Annotated in this window: 21 protein-coding genes and 5 tRNA genes; 5 read left to right on the top strand and 21 right to left on the bottom strand. The window is 43.4% G+C overall.

Annotated elements, in window-relative coordinates; genetic code table 11:
* Window positions 1-69 precede the first annotated feature (69 nt).
* From ACDQ55_RS07570 to ACDQ55_RS07525, 10 genes are all read right to left on the bottom strand, one after another.
* Window positions 70-143, bottom strand: a tRNA-Lys gene (locus ACDQ55_RS07570).
* A 114-nt stretch (window positions 144-257) separates the two neighbouring features.
* Window positions 258-329 (bottom strand) — tRNA-Thr (locus ACDQ55_RS07565).
* Between the two features lie 20 nt (window positions 330-349).
* Window positions 350-422: transfer RNA gene (locus ACDQ55_RS07560), tRNA-Gly, on the bottom strand.
* A gap of 190 nt (window positions 423-612) precedes the next feature.
* Window positions 613-694: transfer RNA gene (locus ACDQ55_RS07555), tRNA-Tyr, on the bottom strand.
* A gap of 39 nt (window positions 695-733) precedes the next feature.
* A tRNA-Thr gene (locus ACDQ55_RS07550) sits at window positions 734-807 on the bottom strand.
* Between the two features lie 235 nt (window positions 808-1,042).
* The gene (locus ACDQ55_RS07545; RefSeq protein WP_420980711.1) at window positions 1,043-1,342 is read right to left on the bottom strand and encodes an HPF/RaiA family ribosome-associated protein; all 300 of its coding nucleotides are present in this window, start codon (window positions 1,340-1,342) and stop codon (window positions 1,043-1,045) included.
* A 158-nt stretch (window positions 1,343-1,500) separates the two neighbouring features.
* Entirely contained in the window at window positions 1,501-2,442 is a 942-nt protein-coding gene (locus ACDQ55_RS07540; protein ID WP_420980709.1) for a tyrosine-type recombinase/integrase, read from the bottom strand.
* A 90-nt stretch (window positions 2,443-2,532) separates the two neighbouring features.
* A complete protein-coding gene (gene rpsU, locus ACDQ55_RS07535; protein ID WP_089760158.1) occupies window positions 2,533-2,730 on the bottom strand; it encodes a 30S ribosomal protein S21 in 198 nt (65 codons plus the stop codon).
* Window positions 2,731-2,801: 71 nt separating this feature from the next.
* A complete protein-coding gene (locus ACDQ55_RS07530) occupies window positions 2,802-3,128 on the bottom strand; it encodes a cupin domain-containing protein (protein WP_420980707.1) in 327 nt (108 codons plus the stop codon).
* A gap of 393 nt (window positions 3,129-3,521) precedes the next feature.
* Window positions 3,522-4,274: an XRE family transcriptional regulator gene (locus tag ACDQ55_RS07525; protein WP_420980705.1), complete on the bottom strand. Its 753-nt coding sequence runs from the start codon at window positions 4,272-4,274 to the stop codon at window positions 3,522-3,524.
* A 109-nt stretch (window positions 4,275-4,383) separates the two neighbouring features.
* Between ACDQ55_RS07525 and ACDQ55_RS07520 the strand changes: the two genes are divergently transcribed.
* Complete coding sequence (locus ACDQ55_RS07520) at window positions 4,384-4,830, top strand: hypothetical protein (protein ID WP_420980704.1); 447 nt, start codon at window positions 4,384-4,386, stop codon at window positions 4,828-4,830.
* A 107-nt stretch (window positions 4,831-4,937) separates the two neighbouring features.
* On the opposite strand, the gene ACDQ55_RS07515 is transcribed toward ACDQ55_RS07520, so the two are convergent.
* Window positions 4,938-5,612, bottom strand: coding sequence for an SdpI family protein (locus tag ACDQ55_RS07515; RefSeq protein WP_420980702.1), 675 nt, complete (start codon window positions 5,610-5,612; stop codon window positions 4,938-4,940).
* Between the two features lie 338 nt (window positions 5,613-5,950).
* Here ACDQ55_RS07515 and dinB point away from each other — a divergent pair, with 338 nt between their 5' ends.
* From dinB to ACDQ55_RS07495, 4 genes are all read left to right on the top strand, one after another.
* Complete coding sequence (dinB, locus tag ACDQ55_RS07510) at window positions 5,951-7,156, top strand: DNA polymerase IV (RefSeq protein ID WP_420980700.1); 1,206 nt, start codon at window positions 5,951-5,953, stop codon at window positions 7,154-7,156.
* Window positions 7,156-10,125, top strand: a complete 2,970-nt coding sequence (locus ACDQ55_RS07505; RefSeq protein WP_420980698.1) for a DNA polymerase III subunit alpha — start codon at window positions 7,156-7,158, stop codon at window positions 10,123-10,125. Before dinB ends, ACDQ55_RS07505 begins: the two co-directional genes overlap by 1 nt.
* A 143-nt stretch (window positions 10,126-10,268) precedes the next feature.
* The gene (gene parS / locus ACDQ55_RS07500; protein WP_420980697.1) at window positions 10,269-10,721 is read left to right on the top strand and encodes a type II toxin-antitoxin system Xre/ParS family antitoxin; all 453 of its coding nucleotides are present in this window, start codon (window positions 10,269-10,271) and stop codon (window positions 10,719-10,721) included.
* Window positions 10,722-10,727: 6 nt separating this feature from the next.
* Entirely contained in the window at window positions 10,728-11,186 is a 459-nt protein-coding gene (locus tag ACDQ55_RS07495; RefSeq protein ID WP_420980696.1) for an RES family NAD+ phosphorylase, read from the top strand.
* Window positions 11,187-11,262: 76 nt separating this feature from the next.
* Here ACDQ55_RS07495 and ACDQ55_RS07490 read toward each other — a convergent pair whose 3' ends face one another.
* From ACDQ55_RS07490 to trpS, 10 genes are all read right to left on the bottom strand, one after another.
* Complete coding sequence (locus ACDQ55_RS07490) at window positions 11,263-12,585, bottom strand: aspartate kinase (RefSeq protein ID WP_420980694.1); 1,323 nt, start codon at window positions 12,583-12,585, stop codon at window positions 11,263-11,265.
* A 77-nt stretch (window positions 12,586-12,662) separates the two neighbouring features.
* Window positions 12,663-13,736, bottom strand: coding sequence for an Ldh family oxidoreductase (locus tag ACDQ55_RS07485; protein ID WP_420980693.1), 1,074 nt, complete (start codon window positions 13,734-13,736; stop codon window positions 12,663-12,665).
* Between the two features lie 10 nt (window positions 13,737-13,746).
* Window positions 13,747-14,061, bottom strand: coding sequence for a DUF3467 domain-containing protein (locus tag ACDQ55_RS07480; RefSeq protein WP_420980692.1), 315 nt, complete (start codon window positions 14,059-14,061; stop codon window positions 13,747-13,749).
* An 83-nt stretch (window positions 14,062-14,144) separates the two neighbouring features.
* A complete protein-coding gene (locus tag ACDQ55_RS07475; protein WP_420980690.1) occupies window positions 14,145-14,648 on the bottom strand; it encodes a lipid-binding protein in 504 nt (167 codons plus the stop codon).
* A 26-nt stretch (window positions 14,649-14,674) separates the two neighbouring features.
* Window positions 14,675-16,159, bottom strand: coding sequence for a SusD/RagB family nutrient-binding outer membrane lipoprotein (locus ACDQ55_RS07470; protein ID WP_420980688.1), 1,485 nt, complete (start codon window positions 16,157-16,159; stop codon window positions 14,675-14,677).
* A gap of 20 nt (window positions 16,160-16,179) precedes the next feature.
* A complete protein-coding gene (locus tag ACDQ55_RS07465) occupies window positions 16,180-19,386 on the bottom strand; it encodes a SusC/RagA family TonB-linked outer membrane protein (RefSeq protein ID WP_420980687.1) in 3,207 nt (1,068 codons plus the stop codon).
* A gap of 622 nt (window positions 19,387-20,008) precedes the next feature.
* On the bottom strand, window positions 20,009-22,075 hold the full coding sequence (locus ACDQ55_RS07460; RefSeq protein WP_420980686.1) for a ComEA family DNA-binding protein: 2,067 nt from the start codon (window positions 22,073-22,075) through the stop codon (window positions 20,009-20,011).
* A complete protein-coding gene (locus ACDQ55_RS07455) occupies window positions 22,054-22,836 on the bottom strand; it encodes a hypothetical protein (protein WP_420980684.1) in 783 nt (260 codons plus the stop codon). The genes ACDQ55_RS07460 and ACDQ55_RS07455 overlap by 22 nt, the downstream gene beginning before the upstream one ends.
* 198 nt (window positions 22,837-23,034) lie before the next feature.
* Window positions 23,035-23,670: a deoxynucleoside kinase gene (locus ACDQ55_RS07450; protein WP_420980682.1), complete on the bottom strand. Its 636-nt coding sequence runs from the start codon at window positions 23,668-23,670 to the stop codon at window positions 23,035-23,037.
* 48 nt (window positions 23,671-23,718) lie between these two features.
* Window positions 23,719-24,723 (bottom strand): tryptophan--tRNA ligase, encoded by a 1,005-nt coding sequence (trpS, locus tag ACDQ55_RS07445; protein ID WP_420980680.1) that lies wholly within the window; start codon window positions 24,721-24,723, stop codon window positions 23,719-23,721.
* Window positions 24,724-24,886 lie beyond the last annotated feature (163 nt).

Here is a 24,886-nt window from a genome sequence, read left to right as displayed (position 1 = left end):
ATTTTCTTTTTAGATGGTTTGTAAAGATTGTATTGATAGTTGTTTTAAAAAAACGGTTTTACAAACTTGTACCGTTGATGAGAATTGAACTCATGGCCTTCCCTAAATAAAAATGGGTTGCTCTTCCATTGAGCTACAACGCTAAGTTTAATTTCGGAGTGTAGAATTAATAAATTCGAATTCCGAAATTCGAATTTTATGGAGCTTGTTGAGGCGATTTGAAATATTCACTACAACTATTCTTCTAAAATTCAATGAGCTGTTGAAGAGAATTGAACTCTCGACCTCTTCCTTACCAAGGAAGTGCTCTACCCCTGAGCTACAACAGCTTGAAAAATTGCATAATGCGAGCGGGAGACGAGGTTCGAACCCGCGACCTACAGCTTGGAAGGCTGTCGCTCTACCAACTGAGCTACTCCCGCATGTTTAATTCATAAAGTTTCCGGCAAACAACACTGCAACTTTCCACTTTTAGAATTATAGAATATAAAAAAGAACTTAAAAGGCTGTTGTACCACAGGGCTAGGGAATCTTCGGCTTCAGTATACTCACCTTCTATTTACAACTATGTTCCGCCTCTGCGAAGGGCAAAAGCGGAACACGCTGTTTGGGTGGGCAGGATAGGATTCGAACCTATGAAGACGTAGTCAGCGGATTTACAGTCCGCCCCATTTGGCCGCTCTGGAACCTGCCCTAACATTTTTTGATCTTTCACGTCGATGAAAAACCGATGAGCCAGCAGAGGGATTCGAACCCCCGACCCACTGATTACAAATCAGTAGCTCTGGCCAACTGAGCTATGCTGGCATCTTTTCAAAAAACATCCTTTCAATTAGTAACTCGTTGAAAGAGAGCGCAAAATTAAGAGTTTTTTTCAATTCTCAAAATCTTTTTTTCAGTTTATTACAAATATTTAAAAATTTATCTGTTTCGCTGAAAACGCCCTGCTATAAAGAACTTTGCTACTTTTACCAACCCTCTTTTTGAATCGGGATGGCAAAGGTAGCAAAGAGATTAATATTTCCAAAATTATTTCAGAAAATTATTGAAATTTCTTTTCCTTTTTTCTTTTAACCTGGTTAACCAAAGAGTCGTAGGCTAAATCAAATGACTCTTCGAATGATTTGGACTCGTGCTTCACAAACAAGTCCTGGCGAGGGATTCGAACTCTAATCTCGGCTATTTTATCTTTGATCTGATGCGCGAAATTGTCTAACTTAAGAAAAACATCCACACTTATAATCCGATCATAAAAAGTATTCAACTTCTGGATTTTCTTGTTCACATGATCTATCAATTTGGAATCAGCATCAAAATGCACAGTTTGAATTTGTACGTTCATAGCACTAATTTTTAAAATATTTAACAATCTAGGTTCTAGTTAGTAAACCATGGTCATAGGCATTCTCGTTTAGTGTAAAAGAACTTCATTACTAATATAGTCACTTTTACAATGCCATGTTTAGATATCCAGTAATTTTTTGTTAAAAGGTTGTTATCCTATGCTTTGGGGTGTGCCTGCTGATAAACTTTCTTCAATTTTTCGATGGTGTTATGCGTATATACCTGTGTAGCCGCCAAACTGGAATGCCCCAACAACTCTTTCACGGCATTCAGGTCTGCCCCGTTATTGGCCAGATGTGTGGCGAAAGTATGCCGTAGCACGTGCGGACTTTTCTTCTTTAATGTGGTAATCTGATGCTCGGTGAGATATTTTCGTACGGTGAGATATACATACTTGGGGTATAACCGTTGACCACTGAAAGGATGTACGATTAAAACACCAGACTCGAAGCCTTCCAGGTGCTGCCGCTTCTGATCCATATAGTCGCTGATTTGCGCCACCAATTTTGAGCTGATGGGAATAATGCGCTCTTTCCCCCCTTTTCCCATTACTTTGATGCTGAGGCCGCTCCTATCCACTTTAAACTCCTGTAAACCGATCAACTCCGACAAACGGATACCCGTTTGATAGAAGATCTCGAAAATAAGCCGGTGGGTAGTCCCTTCAAAATCATCCGCAAAAATATGCAGGGTGGTCACGGAAACAGGGCTCACATTATCCTCCAGCGCACGCATCCCCTTCTCCTCAATAAAACCCGGCAAACGACGGCTTATTTTGGGAGCAATAACCTTTGTCATGGGCGACTGCTTAATAAGCCCCTGACGCAGGCAGAATTTAAAAAAGGATTTAAGTGTGGAAATTTTACGATTCACTGTTTTCGCCGTCATGGTATCTTCCATCAGACGGGCCAGCCAACTGCGGATCATCACATGGCTAAGCTCTTCTACAGGAGTAACGCCATAACTGGGCGTTACATAATCGAAAAACTGGAGCAAATCGTTGCGATAAGCAATACAAGTATGCGCAGAATAGCGCTTTTCGAGCTGAATGTAGGCAATAAAACGCTCGGCTAAGGAATATAATGGTTCGTTCAACACAAAAAGATTGATGATTGTAAAGTTATCAAAAACCTTACAATCATCAAATATTTTGAGTTGCAGTCAGCTTATGGCCGATGCAATAGAGAATTAAGCATCGAATTTACCAGAAGCCAGCTGTTGCTTGTAAACCGCCTTCAACACTTCGTTACGGCGTTTAACAGATGGTTTAGTAAAAGACTGGCGCGATCTCAGCTGCAGTAAAATGCGAGCTTTCTCGAATTTCTTTTTATATTTTTTAAGCGCCTTGTCTATGTTTTCGCAATCTTTAGAATCAATGATCAACATAATTTTTGCCTCTATTTTTTAGGAACGCAAAGATAACACAAGATTTGATTAAATCCAAAAGTCTGTCAGAATTATTCCATTTCCCCTCCTTCCTCCCCATAAAATATCACCCATAATAACAAATCCGGGGAAAAATTCCGGAAGCGGTGCGTTGTTCCTGCCGGCACAAAAAGGAAGTCCCCTATCCCAATTTTCACCAATTTACCTTCCATCTCAAATTCGCCGCTACCACGCATTACCAGATAAACTTCATCCTGGAGGTGAGGCTCCTGGGTATCCATTTCTTCAGGGCCAAAGATGATCCCCCGCATAGAACCATGTTCAAATAAAACCGCGAAATCATCGTCGCTTTTCTCCAATTGTCTTAATGACTCGGCAAAAGAAACATGAAACCTCATGTTGTGGTTGATTTAACGTGTTCAATGATCTAATTTACAAAAATTGGGAATCGGATCAACGAAACATGATAAGCATTTAGGGGGTAACCTGGGTATGAGGATATACATGCCGATAACTATCCAGGCAATATGCTGCTTCATAAGCAAGCAGTGGCCGGCCTTGCCAACAGGATTTGTTATGCTCCCTGGCTGAAACGGATGTCGTAAAGTCGGAAAAACAGCCACCTGTTATGTTCCGTGGCTGAGAGCTGCCGCAGCACACTTCCTGCTTAACCGGGGCAGCACATTCATTACTGAGCACTGGTTACCTTAATATTTACATGGGGCCACCGGTAGCTGTGAGGGCAGCACGTTCATTACTAAGCACTGGTTACCCGGTTAAACGGGCATTTACTAGTCTTTCAGCTTCTTTTTCAGCATACTTACCTGGTCTTGCAGATGGCTCACCATATCCGCCAGGTGATTAACGCTCATACGGCTTTGCTGACCGGCTTTACTAATCACGGCATCAGACTGCCAAAGCTCCAGCACATCTTCCATTTCCACGCCGTAAGGCTCAAATTGGGGATTGTCAGATACCAGGGTGATCCTCGACTTAGAACGGTTATTTTTCAAAATCCTTTTAAAAACAATACCTTCTCTGGAAGTGATCACAATATAAGTTTCATTATTCTTAATCTCTTCCCAGCCATCTATTTTATGGCACACGATTACAGAGCCGGAAGTAACCGGCAACATAGAGTCGCCAGCAATTTCAAAAGCCCGGTAGTCTCCTGCGCCCAGCATTGGCAACGTAAAGCTGTTCAATTCATCTATAAATTCATCATCATTATATCCTGCCAGGTAACCTGCAGCGGCCTTCACCGGAACAAACTGAATTGCCTGACGGGAATTTCCCAGCTTTAGCTGCCGGCGCTTTTCCAGGAAATTGTCTTTCTGGGAGCCCAGATCCCGGCGAAGCAGGTCGTCGATAGATACCCGGAACATATCACTCACCTGTTCGAGTATTTCTGTACGGGGCTCTGCACGCTCTTCCTCATATGCCCCCAGCAGGGAACGCTTAATACCGAGTTTATCGGCAAATTCTTGCTGCGTCCAGGCTTTTTGCTTACGCAGATATTTTAAATTCTGGCATACTACGGACATAACCTAAATAATTTAGTACATTACTAACAAAATTAGCAAATATTTTTATGAATTACCAAATATATCTGAATGCCTTCGCTTATTTTTGCCCGGTAAAATCCAACTCGATATGTTACATCTACACTCATTTTTAAGATGGGCTATAGTACTGGCTGGGCTTTGGGCGGTTATCCGTTCCCTGAAAGGCGTTGCCGGCAAAACACCCTTTACTGCCACCGACAGTAAAGCAGGTCTCTTTTTCATGATTCTGTGCGATATCCAATTACTGGTAGGTTTGCTCCTGTTTTTCTGGGCAAGCCCACTGAGCACAGCTGGCCTGTCTAACATGGGCGCTGCTATGAAAAACCCGGTATTAAGGTTTTTTACTGTAGAACACGAAGTGATGGCAATAATAGCCATTGCACTGGTACACATTGGTAAATCTAAGATCAAGAAAGCAGCCACTGATGCACAAAAGCATAAACTGGGCCTGATCTTCTTTGGCCTCGCCTTCCTGCTGATCCTTGCGCTGATTCCCTGGCCTTTCCGGGAAGTACTGGGCAAAGGATGGTTTTAATCTTTGTATCTTCAAATCATCAATAACAAAAAGAGACTGCACCACCATTGGATGCAGTCTCTTTTTTTTGACGGATTTACAGGTTAACCACTGAATAAAACCTTATTTCAGCCCTTATCTTTATTATAAAGCCTGAAAGAATAAATATATGGCAGTGCCGCCAGCACTATTGCTACAAAGAATATAATGAAAACCCCGGTGATCAGCGACAAGAAAAATCCGGCAATCATAATGATGATGCCGGCGCTGACCCATAAATTACTAGCCATCCGGTGGGTTTCTGTCCACACCTCGGTACTTTGCAAAGTCCACGGTGTTCTTACCCCCAAATAATTATTAGGTTTCAGCTTACGCAAATAGAAACCAATGCCGGCGATCAATAATCCTACCCCCATAAATGCCCAACGCTCCATGATAAATGGCTGTCCTATATGTACCATGAAAATAATAGCACAAGTAAAAACTGCCTGATACGTATGGATCAGAAAACGGATGCGGTAATACTCTTTACGTTCTACTTCGATGGCCGACGGGATCTCCTGGTTGGCATCCGCCTTCGGAATATAACGGAATAAAAAGTAAATCAACGCATTGGTAAAAAACAGGAAAATCATCAACAAGAGAAAATCGCTTTTTTCTCCTGTTCCCTCGGGTACGCCTGAAGCGTCAAATGTTACGGGGATGGCTGCTGGTAAGGAGTTCCATATAATTGCCAAGTAAACCATCGGCACCAGCAGCAGGGCCAGGATAAGTAATTCTTTGGTAAAATCCGGTTGTTTCATTGAAGATACGTTTAGTTGTAAAACCACGCTCAATTTTTATGTCCTTCATTTCCATTCTCTTATCAAATATCCGCCTACGGCAGTAATAGTGTATTAAAGTTACGAAAAAGGAACCTTAGAGAAACCTCAAATATTTTTTACTAAAATAATTAGCATTACTAAAAATATTAGTAACTTAGCTGCCCAATAAAAGTGATTCCGGCTGGCAGACCCGTTGCTTTACTATCCTCCCTTTGCCCTGGTCCGCCATCCGTATCGCTTTTAGCTACCCACGTTGTTTGTTGGCAAGGTAGCGGCCGCCATCTGTCCTTTGTTTATCCCATAAAATCAATAGCATTATGATCGCTTTACCACAACGCACCATTGCGCATTTTGATCTGGATTGTTTTTTTGTGTCGGTAGAATGCCAACGGGATAGCCGTTTGAGTGGCAAACCACTGCTGGTAGGAGGCAGTAGCGACCGTGCTGTTGTAGCTGCCTGCAGCTATGAAGCCAGGCGCTATGGTATCCATTCGGCTATGCCTATGAAAACGGCTTTGCGGCTATGCCCACATGCCATTGTCCGCAGCGGAGACATGGAACTGTATAGTACCAAATCCCGGGAAATCACCGACATGATCGCAGATAAAGCGCCGCTCTACGAAAAATCATCTATCGATGAATTTTACCTGGACCTTTCCGGCATGGACAAATTTTTTGGCTCCCTGAAATGGGCCACAGAATTGAGAAAAAGCATCATGAAAGGATCGGGGCTACCCCTCTCATTCGGATTGGCATCCAATAAGCTGGTATCCAAAGTAGCAACCGATGAAGCCAAACCAAATGGCCAACTGGAAATACTGTTTGGTGAAGAAAAATCTTTCCTGGCACCACTGGCGGTAGAAAAGATTCCGATGGTAGGCCGTGAAACCGGCGCCCAGCTGAGGCGCCGTGGCGTGGAAACCGTGAAAACACTGAGTGAAGTGCCCATCTCCCTGCTCGAAGCATGGATGGGAAAAACCGGAATAACGCTCTGGAAAAAAGCCAACGGTATCGATGAATCGCCGGTAGTGCCTTATTATGAACAAAAATCCATCTCCACGGAAAATACTTTTCCCACAGATACCATCGACATGGCATTCCTTCACGCAGAACTGGTGCGCATGACGGAAAAAATAGCCTTTGAGCTCAGACAACAAAATAAACTTACCAGCTGTATCACCCTCAAAATCCGGTACTCGGATTTTGAAACCGTTACCAAACAAATGACCATTCCCTACTCCTGCGCCGATCATATACTCCTCGAAAAAGTAAAGGAGCTGTTTAAAAAATTATACGACCGCAGGTTATTGGTTCGCCTGATAGGTGTACGTTTCAGCCACCTCGTACAAGGCAATTACCAAATCAGCTTATTCGACGACAAACAGGAAATGATCGCCCTTTACCAGGCAATAGACCAAATCAAGAACCGCTTTGGATGGGAATACCTGATGAAAGGCACGAATATAACGCCTCCGGAAAGAAGAGCTACACAAAGGGATATTATGCCCTACTTCAAAGTTTAATGAAAGCGATTATGTACCTGAACTGCAAAACATTCTTTAGCCTCCGCTATGGCACCATGAACGCCGAAATGCTGGTAAAAACAGCCCACGAACAAGGTATCAGCCGCCTGGCACTTACCAACATCAACATCACTTCAGATGCCTGGGAATTCGTGGGGCTTTGCCGTAAATATGATATACAACCCATACTGGGCCTGGAATGCAGGAATAACAACGATTTCAAATATATTCTCCTGGCCCGTAACCAGCAAGGCTGGCACCAGATCAATCAATTCCTGTCCCAACACCTGGCAGCAGAAACCCCCTTCCCCGACCAGGCGCCCCTCCTGCTACATACTTATGTGGTTTACGCCTGGGGAAGCCGTCCTCCCGAAAACCTCGCAGCAAACGAACTACTGGGCATCAAACCCTGGGAACGAAATAAACTGTTCCGAACAGACACTGTAGCCCTACAGAAAAAACTAGTGATCCTCCAACCAGTTACTTTTCAAAGTGAAGAACACTATGAGTTACACCGCCGCCTCCGGGCGATTGATCAAAATATACTCATTACTCAATTAACCCCCGGAATGACCGGGCATCCGGGCGAACAATTACTACCACCGGCCCAACTGGTACGCCATTTCACCGACTATCCCACCCTAGTGCAAAATACCGTGGAAATCATGGCCTCCTGCCAGATAGAAACAGACCTGCATGTTCCCCGGAATAAAAAATGTTTCCTGGGCAACGTGGAAGAAGACCGGGAAAAACTACGCCAATTGGCCATAGAAGGTATGCACTACCGCTATGGCGATCAATATACAACAGCATTGCCCCGCATCGAAAAGGAACTGGCTATTGTAGCCCAACTCAACTTTGAAGCCTATTTTCTCATTACCTGGGACATCATCCGCTTTGCACAGGAACAAAAGTTTTTTTATGTTGGACGAGGCAGCGGCGCCAACTCCATTATAGCCTACTGCCTAAAAATCACCGATGTAGACCCTATTGAACTAGACCTGTATTTTGAACGGTTCCTGAATCCTTACCGCACTTCCCCACCGGATTTTGATATAGACTTTTCCTGGCGCGACCGCAACGCCGTAATAAAATACGTTTTTGACAAATACGGAAAAGACTATACGGCTTTACTAGGTACGGTCACCACTTTCCAAACCAATGCTATTATACGGGAACTGGGCAAAGTATACGGACTACCCAAAAAAGAAATTGATAAAATATTGGAAAACGGCTTTCAGCTGCAATTGGAAGAAGAAAGCGACAGCATACACCGGAAAATTGCCCACTACTCCCAACTAATGGATACCCAACCCGCTTTTCCAAACCATTTAAGCATACATGCCGGCGGTATTCTGATCAGCGACGCCCCCATTCACCAATATTGCACTACCTACCTGCCACCCAAAGGATTTATTACCGCCCAAATGGACATGTGGCAGGCAGAACGCATAGGACTATATAAATTCGATATCCTCAGTCAGCGTGGCCTGGGACACATCCGGGACGCCATCGACATGATTAAATCAAACCACCATGTAGACATTGATATACATCGTGTAAAAGCATTCCAAACAGATACCCGCGTAAGGGAAAATTTGAAAGCAGTGAACACCATCGGGTGTTTTTATATAGAATCTCCTGCTATGCGGCAATTACTGCTTAAACTGGAATGCGACGACTACCTCTCCCTGGTGGCTGCCAGCTCTATCATACGGCCAGGTGTAGCACAATCGGGCATGATGAAAGCTTATATCCATCACTACCGGCATCCCGACCAGGTAAAGTACCTCCATCCGGTGATTGAAAACCTGTTGAAAGAAACCTTTGGCATCATGGTATATCAGGAAGATGTGATTAAAATAGCCCACCATTTTGCCGGCCTCGAACTGGCAGATGCAGATACACTGCGGCGTGCCATGGGAGGGAAGTACAGAGACTCAAAAGATTTCAGCAATATCGAAAAAAAGTTTTTTGAGAACTGCCGCAAGCGGGGACACCCCAACGATGTAAGTGCCGAAGTATGGCGGCAGATAGCCAGCTTTGCTAATTTCTCCTTCTCAAAAGCACATTCAGCCAGTTTTGCAGTAGAAAGCTACCAAAGCTTATACTTGAAAACTTATTTCCCGGCAGAATTTATGGTAGCTGTTATCAATAACTTCGGCGGATTTTATAACCGGGAACTTTATTTCAGAGAACTGCAAAAAACAGGCGTCCATCTCCATCCCCCCTGTATCAACAATAGTGATTATACCACTAATATCAAAAACATGGAGGTATATGTAGGCTTTATCCACGTGGAAGGCCTGGAACAAACGCTAGTAGAAAAAATATTGGACGACCGGAAAAGCTATGGCCCTTTTCTTCACCTGGAAGACTTTATGAACCGCATTGCCCCTGGGGCGGCGCAACTGGAAATCCTGATCCGCATTGGTTGTTTTAACTTTACCGGGCATACCAAAAAAGAACTATTGTGGAAAAGCAGCCTGCTGGTAAAACATAAAGAAACGGTAAATACCCATGCCCTGCCCTTGTTCGGCGCTACTACTGTAGATTGTCAACTGCCGGCATTGGCCTATCATGCACATGAAGATGCCTTCGATGAAATTGACCTGCTGGGATTTCCCCTGCAATCTCCTTTTAGTGTATTACAGCACAACCACAGTGCTTACCTGCCCGTCCGGGAATTTAGTAAACGTATAGGCCAAACCATTACCACGCTAGGTTACCTGGTAACCACTAAATTCTTACGCAGCAACAAAGGAGCGCCCATGTGCTTTGGTACCTTCCTGGATAAAGAAGGCCTGTTCATAGATACCGTCCATTTCCCGGACAGCCTGCGGCAATACCCTTTTCAAAAAGGAGGTTTCTATGTGTTACAAGGAAAAGTTGCAGAGGAATACGGTGTACTAACACTGGATATTAGTAAAATGTGGAAGATCGGCTATTTTGAGGATAAAAAGCTGTAGTCAGGCAGATAGAAAGCTTTGGCTGCTATGCTGCCACACCTGTAGTAGTTCAACTATTGAAAACCATCAACATACGACAAATTGTTTTTTATTACCGACAATTGTCGTATATTTGTGTCTTCACCACAAAATGCCGGTTGTTCATGAAACACGTAAAAGGTTACCGCGTGCAGGAAAACGCATTACTGATTGTAGAAGACCCGGGCGCGGCCCTAATCGCCGGCAGTGGGTACTTCGACTTTATACAACTCAGCCGTAGCGGCATTATAAAAAGAGCCCTGTTGAACTTAAGCAGACAACTATCTTTTTCCCTGGCAGAACTGGCGCAAGTAGTGCATGTTTCAGAAAGAACATTGCAACGCTATGCAGACGACGCAAAATTATCTGCCGATACCTCCGAAAGAGCCATACTCCTGTCACAATTATATCAACGCGGCACAGAAGTTTTTGGCATCCTCGAAAATTTCAAAGAATGGATGCGGACGCCATTACCTGCCTTTAATTATCAAACCCCCATTTCACTGCTGGACACTACTTTTGGCTTTCAACTCATTCAAGATGAGCTGGGACGTATTGAGCATGGCATATTTGCATAGAACCACATGGAAGTATTCAGGATCAGTAAGTGCGCTTATATTAACGATTTAAGAGGTACCGGCGCGCGGCTATACGGAGGTCGCTGGAACAGCCCCGGACATTCCGTAGTATATACTGCCGGCAGCAGAGCCTTATCAGCATTGGAAGTACTGGTGCACATCCCGCTTAAAAATATTGTACAAGACTTTTGTATCGCCACCATCAACATCCCGGATAACCTGGCCATTAAAGTACTCACCAAACATGACCTTCCTTCCGGATGGCAATCGCTTGCTCCCGACCTTTTTTTGCAAAACATAGGAGACGAATGGATTGACACAGCAAAATATGCGGTGTTGCGTATTCCTTCTGTGATTATCCCGGAAGAGCACAATTACTTGTTTAATCCACTGCACCCGGATGCTGCTAACATTACCATTGTTGACACCCAACCGTTTTTATTTGATCAAAGGCTAAAAAAATAACCGGAGACCGCTAAAACAACGGAGGATACAAGCATCCGCCTATATCCTCCGTTCCATATATTCTTTACACAAACAACTATTCGAGTCCGAACAAGCCTTTATTCAGCACTTGCAGGGTTTTCTCTTTATACTGACCATTAATCAGAATGGAAATATTGTGCCTGCTACCACCATAGGAAATCATACGCAAAGGAATTTCTTCCAGCGCGTCGAATAACCTGGTAATAATAGATGGCGTAGCTGCTACCTCATTTCCTACAATAGACACAATAGTTTGGTGATAGTCCAGTTCTACGGTGCCAAATGGTTGCAGTTCTTTCAGAATCTGGTCAAGATACTGCTGATTATCGATCGTGAGCGATACCGCTACTTCAGAAGTAGTGATCATATCGATCGGTGTACGGTATTTTTCGAATATTTCGAAGATCTTGCGTAGGAAGCCATAAGCCAGTAACATACGACTCGACTTGATCTTAATCGCAATAATCCCATCTTTTGCAGCAATAGCCTTGGCGCCATTACCATTCGGCATTTCAGTGATAATAGTACCTTTTGCTTCCGGTTGCATGGTATTCAGCAATTTCACTGGAATATTGAAATGCTGGGCAGGCCAAATAGAAGCCGGGTGCAGGATTTTAGCCCCGAAATAGGCCAATTCCGCCGCTTCATCAAAAGAAAGCTGTTCAATTGGGAAGGTTTTCTTTACCACCCTTGGATCATTATTATGCATACCGTCGATATCTGTCCAGATCTGTACTTCAGATGCCTGGATAGCTGCGCCGATCAGTGAAGCAGAATAATCACTGCCCCCACGTTTGAGATTATCTACTTCTCCCCTGGCGTTACGGCAAATATATCCCTGGGTAATAAATATCGATTGGTCTTTATGCTGATTGATCAGATTAGCCAGTTTTATTTTGATCTTAGGGATCTCCGGCTCTTCATACTCATCGATACTCATAAAATCCAACGCAGGCAGGAGTACTGCAGGAATACCGGCTTCCTCCAGATAGGTACAGAACAAGCGGGTAGATAATAGTTCGCCCTGTGCAAGAATATCTTTATTCAGTGCTTCATTGAAAGATATTTTGAGGATAATATTCAGAAACTCAAAGTGTTCATCAACAACTGCCTTGGCTTGAGCGCGGCCGGCTTCCTGCTTCACCAGTTCATTGCAAAAGGTGCGGTAATGGCTCTCCAGCTTGTCTATCTGCTGTTTAGCCTGTTCTTTTTTACCTTCTGACAGCGATTGGCTAATTTCCACGAGGGAATTTGTGGTACCTGACAGTGCGGAAAGAACCACAATTTTCTGATCTTTATCAGCTGTGATCAATTGCGCTACTGACTGCATACGCTCTGGTTTTCCCACAGAGGTGCCACCAAATTTTAACACTTTCATCTGAATGTTTTGTTTTGCTTTTGCTGCCTGAAATTCGGCACTAGCTTTATTCCGGGCGGTTTATAAACGATTGTGATCTAAAAATTCAAATTAAATTTCGCAGCTACTTCCTGCATATCTTTAACAACAGCGGCTAAAACAGGAATGCCTTTTTCCAGCCTTTCCTGGTTCATTTCCCTTTCAGGATCGCCAGGTATCAATACTTTCTTACCTTCTACCGGCTTAGCTTCTCTGAACCGGCTGATCCAGGTATCCATATTAGCTTTAAATTCATCTGCCGGCCTGAAAGCATCCACGCGCATGGCGCCCAGAAAATGCCCTAGCCCTTCTCCAACCGGATCTGGAGGAAGCGGCAGGAAGCTTACAAACGGAGGCGCCCAGGGGCCATAATTGGCGCCGGAGAGAACGGCCGAAAATATATCCACCACTGCTCCCAAACAATATCCTTTATGGCTGCCATGCTCCCGGTCTCCTCCAAGTGGGAGTAAAGCGCCGCCATCTTTCAGTTCGTGGGGGTTTTTACTGGAATGCCCGTCTTTATCCTGTATCCAGCCATAAGGCGCTTCTTCATTTTTACGTTGCAAGATCTCCAGTTTGCCATTAGCTGCGGTAGTAGTCGCGAAATCTGCTACAAATGCCGGTTGCTCCTTCGCTGGGATCGCTACCGCAATGGGATTGGTACCCAACATACGTTCTGTAGAAAATGTAGGCGCTACCAACGGACTGGCATTGGTCATCGCCATACCGATCATATCTTGTTCCAACGCTTTCATAGCATGATAGCCAGCTATACCGAAATGATTGGAGTTTTTCACACTTACCCATCCGGTACCTACCGCCGCCGCCTTCTGCATGGCTACTTCCATAGCATAAGGCGCTACTACCAACCCTAAACCGGCATCACCATCAATAACAGCCGTACTGGGTGTTTCATGCACAATGCGGATATTAGGCCGTGCATTAATACGCTTTGCTTCCCATAAACGCACATAACCCGACAAACGGGCAATACCATGTGAGTCGATACCACGAAGATCTGCAGACAACAATACCTCACTGGCTAGTGCTGCATGTTCCAGGCTACACCCCATGCGAATAAATACTTCATGGGTAAATTCCCTCAAATGATGATACGAAAAAATATGTTCCATCTGATACGAATTAAGCCTGTGCAGTAGGACCACCAAAATTCAATGGTACCGATACCTGTTCCTGGTCCTGGATCGGGCCGTGAATAGATTCGTATTTCTTAATATTTTCCAACATTGCCTTCATAAAACGCTTGGCATGCTGTGGAGTAAGTATAATGCGGGATTTGACTTTAGCCTTGGGCAGACCTGGCATAACATTCACAAAATCCACTACAAATTCAGCATTTGAATGCGTAATGATAGCCAGATTGGCGTATTGACCTTCTGCAATGTCTTCATTCAACTCTATATTAAGCTGATTCTGTTCTTCTTGCTGATTTTCCATATTTGTACGATTTAGCCGTACAAAAATAGAAAAAGAGGACTCAAATGAGTCCTCTTTTTTTATAAACAAGGCATTTGCCTGGTTTAATAGTCGTCTTCATCGAATTTGGTACGTAAAATACCAGCCACAACGTACTTTTTACCCGGATCACTGGAGATTTGGAGTTCCATATAAATGCTGTCGGTAACATGTCCAGCTTTGGATTTACCCTGACCAGGGAAAATTTTACCATTGGTGATGGTTAATTTGGCATCACTATTAGCGTCCGCTGCATCAGTAGCATTGAATGAAAAGTCGGCTATGCTCACATTTACCTTAGATTGGAAATCAAAACCCAGTCCCAGATCCTGTATCCACATTTGTTTACCATCGTTGGCAGTAGTATTAAAGGTGTTAATTTTTGCATGATCGCCGTCATTTTGCAATACACCATCCAGTTGAAGGGTTACCCACCAGGTACCAGACATTTTTTGCACCTGGGTGCCTCCTACGTCTGGCAATTCTTTTTTACAGGAAGAAAAAGAGAAAAGGGATACTGCTGCCAATAACAGTCCTGTAAGATATCGTTTATGCATTTTAGTTATCATGATAAATAGTTTTAAGTCCGTTTATATTATTTAGCCCACCATACTTTCTGATAAATAGGTACTTCCGCAGGCGTATTTTTATTCCGGCTTCTTTCTACATCCGGGAACACCAGACGTTTAGGGAAGTTGCCTGCACCGGTTACGCCATTACGCGAATACACAATCTGGCCGGGGATATAAGATGGGTCGGTGGAATATACCGGACTATATTTCGGATAACCGGTTCTGTTTTGTTCGAAGAAACCTTCCAGTGCATGGCCACCAGGGAAAGAAGCCCATTTCTGGGTAATAATGGCTTCCAGCTTCTGTTCAAAAGTACCAGTTACCGGATAAGCATAAACAGCGCCATCAGCAATGAGACTGGTAGCATCCAGTGAAAATTGGCTGAAAGCTGCTTTTACACCATTATCATAATAGCCTTTGGCTTTGGTACCACCAAAATACCGTTCATCAATCTCTGCGAGCATAAGATAAGTTTCTGCCTTGGAAATAAGGTATACCGGATCTGTGGCAGATTGACGGAAGATGGCCGGAGCCGTGCTCGCCTCCACCAGGCTGGTATAATCACCCTGGTTCAAACCAAAATACAAACCAGAGGAAACACCGGATCTGAATATCTTAGATACCCTGGGGTCTTTATTTTTTTGCAACCACAACATCATCGTATTACTCGCCCTGATATTAGTGGTGGTATTTAAACTTCTGATATTGGATTCGTACAGCGGATTATCCTGTCCTGGTGCATTTTTAAAATTAGTAAACACGGCATCTATGTCTGTCAGTAATGGTACGTTACTGTTAATCATAGCAACAATGCTATCGCGTGCCACATCTGGTTTAACATTCACCATACGCAGGTACATCTTAAGTTTCAGCGTATTGGCAAATTTTACCCAACTGCTCATGGTACCATTAAACAGCATATCACGGGTAACATTTTCTGTAAGAATGGGAACAGTAAGATCTTTAGACAAAGCAGTGTTCAGGTCGGCCAGTAACCAATTATAAATATCCTCCCCTTTATCGAACTTGGGCTGTAACTGGTTCAAGCCACCGAAAGCTTCTGTATAAGGCACCTGATCGTACAAGTCTACCAGCACCTGGTAAGTATAGGCTTTCATTACAGTAGCCATCAGACCAAAGTTATTATCATGCAAACTGTCGCACAAGCGGAGCATCATCGTATAATCTTCCAGCGCACCGGAAAACAACTGTGTGTATAACGTATTATAGTCGCCACGCTGAATATTGTAGGCATCGATAGTTTTATATTGATTGGCGGCATTGCTCTGTGTCCAGTATTGCGACCAGATACCACCAATTACAGCACCATCACTGCCTATGGCTCCGATAGAAGACATCAGGGCAGGGGGAAACAATACATAAGGAGTAGCCTGATCAATAGGAGCATTATTAGGATCCACATTTATATCCAACGCCTTTTTGCAGGAGGTACTGAAAACAGTAACCGCTGTTAGGAAGCTGAGTATATATCTATTATAGATTTTCATGATGTCGGAATTTAGATGTATTAAAAAGTTACCTTCAGGGACGCACCATAAGATTTAATAGAAGGCATAGACCTGAACTCACCCATTTCGCCGCTCAGATCATTACCAAAGTTGGACACTTCCGGATCAATAAAAGTATTACCGGAAGGCGTCCAGATAAAAGGATTACGTGCAAATACAGTGAGTGATAAATTGCTGGCGGCAATTCTCTTTGCTACTGCTCCTGGTAAACTGTAGGTCAGGGAAATATCACGTATTTTCAGATAGGTTTTATCCAGGAAACGCTGATGGTAAGCCATCCCTTTATTAGTAGTAGGATACCAGTATGCATCGTAGTTATCGTCTGTAATTGGAATGGTATTTTCGGCATAAATAGGTTTTGCCTGCGCATCTGTTCCTACTTGCATTACAGAGTTAGGAATTATAAACGCCCTTCTGTCGTTGTAAGTAGTTTGATAAGCATTACCCACAAAATAGGTAAGGTCGGCAGTACCAGAATAGAAAACACCGCCTTTTCTCCAATCAACAGAAATGCCTAATGTGAAATCCTTATACCGGAAAGTATTCACAAAGCCCATAGTAAAATCGCGCTGAGAGGTGCCGTAATAAGCATCTGCATCGGATACGGTAGGCAAGCCGGAACTATTCACAATTATTTTTCCATCTGGGGTGGTGGCCACTTCCGGAGCATAAAAAACACCTAATGGCTGTCCTTTACGTGCAACAAATTTTGCATCATAGGCACTATTCAGGATGATTTGGTTTAAACCGGCCGGCAGTTCTTCCACTACGTTGCGATTGCGGGCAAATGTATAATTGATGGTCCAGTTGAAATTTTTGGTATCCACTGGAATCACAGTAGCCGCTATTTCTATACCCTTATTCCTTACTTTACCAAAGTTTTGGGTGATAGTGGAATAACCTGAGCTAGGTGTAATAGGCACAGACAAAATTTGACCTTTGGTTTCTTTATTATAATAAGCCACATCAAATCCTAACCTGTTATGCAGGAATTTTACCTCGCCGCCAACTTCATACTCCGCACTAAGTTCAGGTTGCAAACTCGGGTTACCAATTACGTCGCCAATAGAATAGCCAGGAACGCCATTGAAAGGGAAATCTAATGTACCGAAAGGCAACCTTACAATGGAACCATTAGATAAAACAGTTTTAGTAAGATAAGGGCCTGCATCATTACCTGTTTTACCCCAACTGGCCCTCAGTTTGGCGAAAGAGATCACGCTTTCATCGAGCTTGAGCGCCTGCGACAATATAAAGGAAGCATTCACCGCAGGATAGAAATAACTGTTGTTTTTTACAGGCAGGGTAGATGACCAATCATTACGTGCGTTTAACGTTAAAAACAAATAATCATGGTAACCTACGGTAGCCTGTGCATACAAACCATAAATTCTGCGGGTAAATAACTGTGTAGTAGAAATAGGTGCGTTGGGCGAATTTGAAATAACATAAAAACCGGGAATAGTTAATCCTTTTACAGAAGAGCTAAAGAACCTTCCCTCGCGCTGGTTCAGGTTAAATCCTACCAAGCCATCCAGCGTGAATTTTGAACTCAGTTTCTTAGATAAATTCAACAGCAGGTCGGAATTGTACTCACCTCTGTAATCGGAGTATTCACGTACGTAACCTACATCTTCCGCACGCTGGGAACCTTCCACGTTATTACCATCATTCCAACTGCCGGCTGCAGGTCTGTTTTTCGCTTTGTAGGTCTTGGAATTACTATTGGTAACGTCTGCGCCAACCCTCCATTCAGCATTCAACCAATCGGTGATCCCGTATTTCAGATCTATATTACCAAAAATACGGTTGCTCTTAAGATAGTTACCATTCTCATACAGGGAGTAATAAGGGTTCTCTGCATATGGTGTAAAGTAATTATCTACGTTATTGAATAAACTCTTATAATCCTTGAAACCGGAAATATTAATATCTACCGGGATCTGGATAATATCTTCAAAAGTAGAAGAACCCAATCCCGCCTCACTGCGGGTAGAGGGCGCTTTGGAGTTTTTATTCACATAGTTGAAAGAGGCTGCTGCAGAGAATTTACCATATTTGGTAGTAGACCTAACTGAAAAGGTATTCCGTTTATACGAATCTGCATCAGTAGGCAATACTCCATCGCTGTATATATTACCATAAGACAGCAGGAAAGTAGACCTTTCATTACCGCCGCTTAGTGAAATATTGTTATTATACTCCTGGCCAGTATTAAAGAAATTTCTTACGTTATCTTTTACAAAAGCGAATGGTTTGGATGCTTGCTCTCCATCTACGATTGCACCCCATTTACGGTCTTCGCCAATTAAACGGGGACCCCAGCTACCGTTTTCAGACAGAATAAATAAACCTCCCCAACCTTGTCCGAATTCATCTTGCATAGTAGGGAGCATGCCAACGTTAGAAAGTGTGGCAGAAGAGGCCACGTCTACTTTTAATTTACCGCTTTTACCTTTTTTAGTAGTGATCAGTACCACGCCGCTGGTAGCCCTTGAACCGTAAATAGCAGTAGCGGCAGCACCTTTCAGTATACTAATCGCTTCTATATCATTTGGGTTAATATCATTAGCATTGTTACCGAAATCGTATCCACCAGTAAGGTTGTTACCTTTAATATCACTGGAACCAGGCCGGTCGTTGTTTAAAGGCATACCATCCACTATGTACAATGGTTGGTTATTTCCCTGTAAAGAAGAATAACCGCGCAAGATCACTTTATTGGAAGCGCCAGGAGAACCACTGATAGTAGCGATTTCCGCACCAGCCACTTTTCCGGATAAACCATCCATCATACTTACAGAAGCCACCTGATTGATCTGCTCTGTAGAAAAAGTAGTAGTAGCATAACCTACTGTTTTCTTCTCCCTGGTAAGGCCTAAACCAGTTACTACTATTTCGCTGAGATCTTTATTATCAGCAACCAGCACAATATTCAGCGCATGGTTATCCCCAACGGCAATTTCTCCTGATTTATACCCTACACTTCTAACAATTAATACAGGAGAAGCGCCTGAAACATTCAATTGGAATGTTCCGCTGGCATTAGCAACGGTACCGGTATTAGTACCTTTAATCTGGATAGTGGCAAAGGGAATTGCATTGCCATCACTTCCCTTAACAGTGCCTGTAACCTGCCGCTGCTGCGAATAGGCCAAGCTAACAATTGCCATGAGCATGGCAAAAAGGAGTAGCACCTTCTTCATAAAAGATTCATATTTTGGTTGAAAAAGAAATGTATAGCGTTTGATAATCTACTTTGCGTATATAGCTGCTGGCCATATTTTAGTTTTAGTAACAATTGGGCAATAAGAGTCCGGAGTGCATCTTTATCTACACTCGGCATAAGCAATAACGTAACATCATCTGTTACTAAGATAAATTCAGGCTACCAGACAAGGGCCGGGTTTGGGGCCATTTTTTTCATAACCATTTTATCAGATTTTGGTTGTATCTAAAAGTTAATAATTCAGGTAACAAAGCGTTTTCCAGGCTAGTTGGCAATGTATAGTTCCAAACTTATCACAACTGTACCTGCAGGAGTACAAAGTACAGATGCAATTGTATTATCAGTTAAGTTATTAATGTAGGTTTAATATTCCAATAAGATTCCGGGTAGAAATTCGGTGGGCGTTATGCTACCACCATCACAAGCCTAAAAGTTCCAGCAGGCACTATACTCATAAAGCAAACTTAGATTTAGATTTTGGTTGATACTCCAAGATAGAAAAAAAATTTATGCTTTTACTATTTTTGGTTAACATTATTTTAACAGCCGGTAAAGATAACCTATAACTATATAGTATTCAACAAATTAATAGAGAAAAATTATTTTTCCCCAGACATGGTATACTGTATCTGACATTGCAATAAAGTTTTCTTTGTACCCTGGATCAGGTCATTTCCACTACCTATACCGGTAACACCTGTATATAGTGATTGATGAAAACGTGTCCAACACGCTAACCGGCGGTTTACCTTCCATTTGATATTCAGGTAATATTGCCATCCCTTTCCATATAATTGTGATACTGCATTTTCGTATAAAACACTACTTTCCGTAGCATATATGCGGGTATCATAGCCACCGGTATGGAAACAGGCCACCCTCCCACTAATGGTAAAAGGTATACGCCTGAAATGGTAACTACAATCCTGGAATATCATCCACCCTTGCTGCATAACCGTATCAGACCGGTAACGGATATATTCCCCACGCATTTTGCCACTGAGTTGTTTGTTAGCTTGCATATTCCATTGAAAACGTATATTCGATGCCGTTATCACTGCCAATACTTTCATAGGATTACCTGGCAACAATACATTCCCATTGCTTTGCCGGTAATTATAGCGCAATAGCCAGGTTATTTTCTTGCCTGCTGTATAAGTACCCAGGAGGAAAAAGTCGTTCCCGCCAGAAGGGGCGCTGCTACGGTATTTTAGCCAGGGAAATTTAAAAAAGTCGGCATAGGCATCCAGCTTCAGATGCCGGTTAACCTTCGCTGTAAGTGCTGTATACATTCCCTGTTCATTAACGGTACGGTAGTTATTACCAAAGCCCTTGGCATATAACGATTGATAAGCCCTGTCATAATACCGGTATACGAGGGCAATATCTACGGCTGGAGCAATACTGGTGAGTAATCCTTGTAACAGTGCCGGTTTGCCATTACTGCTACGGGCTACTTCACCAAACAGGTGTACATTTTTCCAGCTACCGGCATAATCTATACTGATACCCGATAATTGCCTTCCATTAAAATCAAATTGATTATACGGCGCTGTTTTTTTTCTCAAGGCGGGAGCTAAGCCGTGGTAGATCATATTTACGCCCCATTGCCACCGGGAGGATACATAGCGGATATTGCCACCGGCTGTGGTTTGCGATACCTGTCCCCGTTTCTTTATTTCAGCTGCCGTGCGGTGATAGCCACTACTGACCACACTGGCTGCCGTTATTTCATCCGTTAACGTATCTGTGGCAGCGTCTTGCCTACGCCAGGAAGCGAAAGCCGTTATTTCCCAGCAACGCCATTGCAAGGTAGTAGCGGCGCCACGAAAAAAATAAAACTCCCCAGAAGAGGTATAGGGCCGCAAAATAGCTCCCTCCCGCTTTACCTGCATAACAGCAGCCCCTTTCCCATAGGCCTGCGATTGCCAGTTCAATAATCCCTGACCCAGGTTCACCGTATAATCGCCCAGGGCCAGCGCCTTTATGTTACGGTAATTGCTGAGAAATATATGCGCGCTGTAAAAATCAAATCCCTGCTGTTGTGCGCCTTTAAACAAAGCTTCTCCTGCATCCTTTTCCATTACTACTCCTCCACTGATATAATGGGGAAAACTATAGCGGTACCGTATAAATAATTTATCGGGGCTGCCCCGGTAGGCTGGCAAGGTACTATCGGTATGTAAATATCCTTTAGATGGTTCCAACTGCCGGCCATACCTCAACAACCAGATCTGATCTCCTTTATGCAAGTAATCATGCCAGGTATAATGCGGCACCAGATCGTTTCCAACATATACATAAGGTAGGATACGCCGTATCACGTCCAGATCAAAACCTGGTACGGCCTGCAGTTCATAGATACTCACTAATTTCCCCAACAAAGCGCGATAGCGTAAAAAACTACTGATCTGCAGTGCTGTCAGCAAACCGAGGGACTGCAACGTGGCCTCATCGGCGGTATTAAGTTGAATCTTATGCCGCACAAACATGTTCCACTGCTGCCATTGCGCATCATCTTCCGATACTGCCGATGTGCCTGCGGCCTCATTTTCAAGATTATTTTCCATCGCAATCGGTAACGTCTCTTCTTGTTGACGGCCACTCGCAATGCTGCTCACACCAGCCAACAATGCACACCAGATTATTCTGCAACGTGTTGCCATATCAGTGAGGTAGCAGGCGTAATGCCCAATTGTGAATGAAATCCACCAGACAGTTCAATCCGCAGAGAGCGGACATAAAAGGCCACAGCGGCATACTGGTTAGCTGGCCGGGAAGCAATGCCTACTTCCAACGCCAACGCCCTAATGATGCGGTAACAGGCAGCAGCCTTTACTCCCGTGGTAGTGCCAGTACGGCTCACTTCACCTGTGATCAGGCAGTCGCGGGAGGCTTCAAAACCTATGCCTCCACTATAACCTGGCGGCTGACCCACTATTTGGCCAATCTGTACACCTGTATGAAATTGCTCACTGATATGCCATAATAATCCGCCTGTATAGCTAAATGCAGTAAGGGCGCTCACCCCTTGCGCCATGGTACTTCCATAATTAAACTGTAAACCGGCGCCTATATGCTTCCCCAGGCTACGCCCATAAGCTAATCCAACTGTTTGCCGATACCAGGCCGTATTGCCCAGGCGCACTACATGCCCGCTGAAAGTACCTTGCTGCCCGGAAATGGCCAGTATAGCGGCATAGAAAGGAATGTCCTTCAGCAGAAATCTGTTTTCTGCATACACGCCTGCGGTAATTCCCGTTAAACAGGAAAGCCCCGCCGGATTTGTCCAGGCAGATAAAACCTGTTGGAAATGACGGCTATAACCACCGACGCCCGTATTTTTTCCAATAGGCGTTAATAAAGTTTGTGCAGGCAGCAAGGTTATCCACCATGTGGGGATAAGGGTTAACATGAGCTGTTTCATTTAGGAAACCGGGTTTAACAACAAAGTAGCCAACAAGCTGATATAAAGGATCAACAAACCATTTTGTTGGCAGTAACAAAAATAAGCCAGGTGTTACAGAAAAACGTTAATGAAACATCAACAGCAAACGTATTTTCTATAAAAAAATTAGCGAAGGGATATCCCTTCGCTAACCTTGTCCAATAACTTATATGCAGTTTAGAATAATCCGTATAACTGAGAGTCTATTTTAGAAATAATCTCACCCAGATCTTCATCACTTTCCGGGAATTTATTCTTATCAATATCAATGATCAGCAACGGTCCCTCTTTGTATTTCTCAATCCAGTTGTTATAATATTCGTTTAACCGTTTCAGATAGTCGAGCCGGATATTTTCTTCGTACTCCCGGCCTCTTTTCTGTATCTGTGCTACCAGAGTAGGTACAGAAGCCTGCAAATAAATCAGCAGATCCGGTGGCTTTACCATGCTTTTCAGGGTTTCAAAAAAATTGAAATAGTTATCGAAGTCCCTTTTGGTCATGAGGCCCATTTCGTACAAATTAGGAGCAAAAATGTGCGCATCCTCATAAATAGTACGGTCCTGGATCACTGTTTCACTACCGTTTTGTATCTCCAACAGTTGTTTCAAACGGCCATTTAGAAAATATACCTGCAGGTTAAAAGCCCAACGTGGCATGTCTTCGTAAAAGTCGTTGAGATACGGGTTATGTTCTACATCTTCGAACTGTGGATGCCATTTATAATGGCGGCACAGCATTTCTGTAAGTGTAGTTTTGCCAGCCCCGATGTTTCCGGCAATAGCAATATGCTTGATTTTATTTTGATTTGCCATGCGATAATAAATGGTGCTTATCGAAAATAACTACCCTTGGCGGCTTTTTCAATAATAGTTTATACCAATAAGTTTTTTCGCCTGTTGCAAAGTTTGTGCCGCGTTCGCTCTTGCCTTTTCTGCACCGGCTTTCATAATTTTCCTTAAATAATCAGTGTCTTGTTGTAAATCTTTTGCTCTTTCACGGATAGGTGCAATAAATTTCACCATATCTTCCCCTAATTGCTTCTTCATATCTCCGAAGCGGATGGTTTGGTTATTCCAGGCAGCTTCATAAAATGTTACCGCATCAGGAGCAGACACCAGTTTCATGAGATCCAGTAGATTTTGTACCGATTCTGGCATAGGAGCGCCAGATTCGCCTGAACCACTGTCTGTTTTGGCTTTCTTTATCTTGTTGATGATTTTTTCATCGTCATCTGCCAGGTAAATGGTAGCCATTTCATTTTCACTCTTACTCATTTTGCCATTGCCATCCAAGCTGGGGATACGCAACAGGTTATCACCATAATTAAATGCTTCCGGTTCAGGGAACAGATCGCCATAACGGTGGTTAAAGCGCTGTGCAAAATTACGGGCCATTTCCAGGTGTTGTCCCTGATCTTTACCTACTGGTACTTTTACAGCGCGTTGAATCAGGATATCTACTGCCATCAGCACCGGATAGGTAAGAAGACCGGCGTTAACATTTTGCGGTTGCAGGCGTACCTTATCCTTAAAGGTAGGTACTTTTTCCAGCTCACCTACATAAGCCAGCATGTTTATTAACAGGTACAGCTCCGCAATTTCAGGAATATCACTTTGTACATACAGGGATACTTTTTCAGGATCAAGTCCGGATGCAATATTTTCTGCTAATACCCGCATCACATTTCCCGGCAGATCTTTAGGATCTGGGTGGGTAGTGAGTGAATGCCAGTCTGCCACAAAAAAGTAGCAGTTAAACTCATCCTGCATCCGGATATAATTACGGATTGCACCAAAATAATTGCCTAAATGCAAATAACCGGTGGGGCGTATGCCGCTTACCACAATTTCTTTTTCAGTAGCCATAACGGGCGCAATTTAAAGAATAGCTGTTAGCTTTTAGCTATTACCGAATAGCTGTTTTGTAAAAATTTTCTTACAAAAACCCTAAATGCCCAAAGCAATGGACTAAAAGCTGCATAATCTGTCCGTTTATCCCTAATTTTGAGACACTATCATTTTTACTATT

The organism is Chitinophaga sp. 30R24, from assembly GCF_049056765.1.
Lineage (GTDB): Bacteria > Bacteroidota > Bacteroidia > Chitinophagales > Chitinophagaceae > Chitinophaga.
This window is presented reverse-complemented; position numbering and strand designations above follow the sequence as displayed.

Bases quoted from the DNA above. Each gene is read 5' to 3' on its own strand.
- dinB (WP_420980700.1), top strand. From the start codon at position 5,951: ATGATCGCTTTACCACAACGCACCATTGCGCATTTTGATCTGGATTGT.
- ACDQ55_RS07515 (WP_420980702.1), bottom strand. From the start codon at position 5,612: ATGAAACAACCGGATTTTACCAAAGAATTACTTATCCTGGCCCTGCTG.
- ACDQ55_RS07470 (WP_420980688.1), bottom strand. From the start codon at position 16,159: ATGAAAATCTATAATAGATATATACTCAGCTTCCTAACAGCGGTTACT.
- ACDQ55_RS07505 (WP_420980698.1), top strand. From the start codon at position 7,156: ATGAAAGCGATTATGTACCTGAACTGCAAAACATTCTTTAGCCTCCGC.
- ACDQ55_RS07465 (WP_420980687.1), bottom strand. From the start codon at position 19,386: ATGAAGAAGGTGCTACTCCTTTTTGCCATGCTCATGGCAATTGTTAGC.
- ACDQ55_RS07520 (WP_420980704.1), top strand. From the start codon at position 4,384: ATGTTACATCTACACTCATTTTTAAGATGGGCTATAGTACTGGCTGGG.
- ACDQ55_RS07480 (WP_420980692.1), bottom strand. From the start codon at position 14,061: ATGGAAAATCAGCAAGAAGAACAGAATCAGCTTAATATAGAGTTGAAT.
- rpsU (WP_089760158.1), bottom strand. From the start codon at position 2,730: ATGTTGATCATTGATTCTAAAGATTGCGAAAACATAGACAAGGCGCTT.
- ACDQ55_RS07495 (WP_420980696.1), top strand. From the start codon at position 10,728: ATGGAAGTATTCAGGATCAGTAAGTGCGCTTATATTAACGATTTAAGA.
- ACDQ55_RS07485 (WP_420980693.1), bottom strand. From the start codon at position 13,736: ATGGAACATATTTTTTCGTATCATCATTTGAGGGAATTTACCCATGAA.
- ACDQ55_RS07525 (WP_420980705.1), bottom strand. From the start codon at position 4,274: ATGTCCGTAGTATGCCAGAATTTAAAATATCTGCGTAAGCAAAAAGCC.
- ACDQ55_RS07460 (WP_420980686.1), bottom strand. From the start codon at position 22,075: ATGGCAACACGTTGCAGAATAATCTGGTGTGCATTGTTGGCTGGTGTG.
- ACDQ55_RS07455 (WP_420980684.1), bottom strand. From the start codon at position 22,836: ATGAAACAGCTCATGTTAACCCTTATCCCCACATGGTGGATAACCTTG.
- ACDQ55_RS07490 (WP_420980694.1), bottom strand. From the start codon at position 12,585: ATGAAAGTGTTAAAATTTGGTGGCACCTCTGTGGGAAAACCAGAGCGT.
- ACDQ55_RS07475 (WP_420980690.1), bottom strand. From the start codon at position 14,648: ATGATAACTAAAATGCATAAACGATATCTTACAGGACTGTTATTGGCA.
- parS (WP_420980697.1), top strand. From the start codon at position 10,269: ATGAAACACGTAAAAGGTTACCGCGTGCAGGAAAACGCATTACTGATT.
- ACDQ55_RS07530 (WP_420980707.1), bottom strand. From the start codon at position 3,128: ATGAGGTTTCATGTTTCTTTTGCCGAGTCATTAAGACAATTGGAGAAA.
- ACDQ55_RS07545 (WP_420980711.1), bottom strand. From the start codon at position 1,342: ATGAACGTACAAATTCAAACTGTGCATTTTGATGCTGATTCCAAATTG.
- ACDQ55_RS07450 (WP_420980682.1), bottom strand. From the start codon at position 23,670: ATGGCAAATCAAAATAAAATCAAGCATATTGCTATTGCCGGAAACATC.
- trpS (WP_420980680.1), bottom strand. From the start codon at position 24,723: ATGGCTACTGAAAAAGAAATTGTGGTAAGCGGCATACGCCCCACCGGT.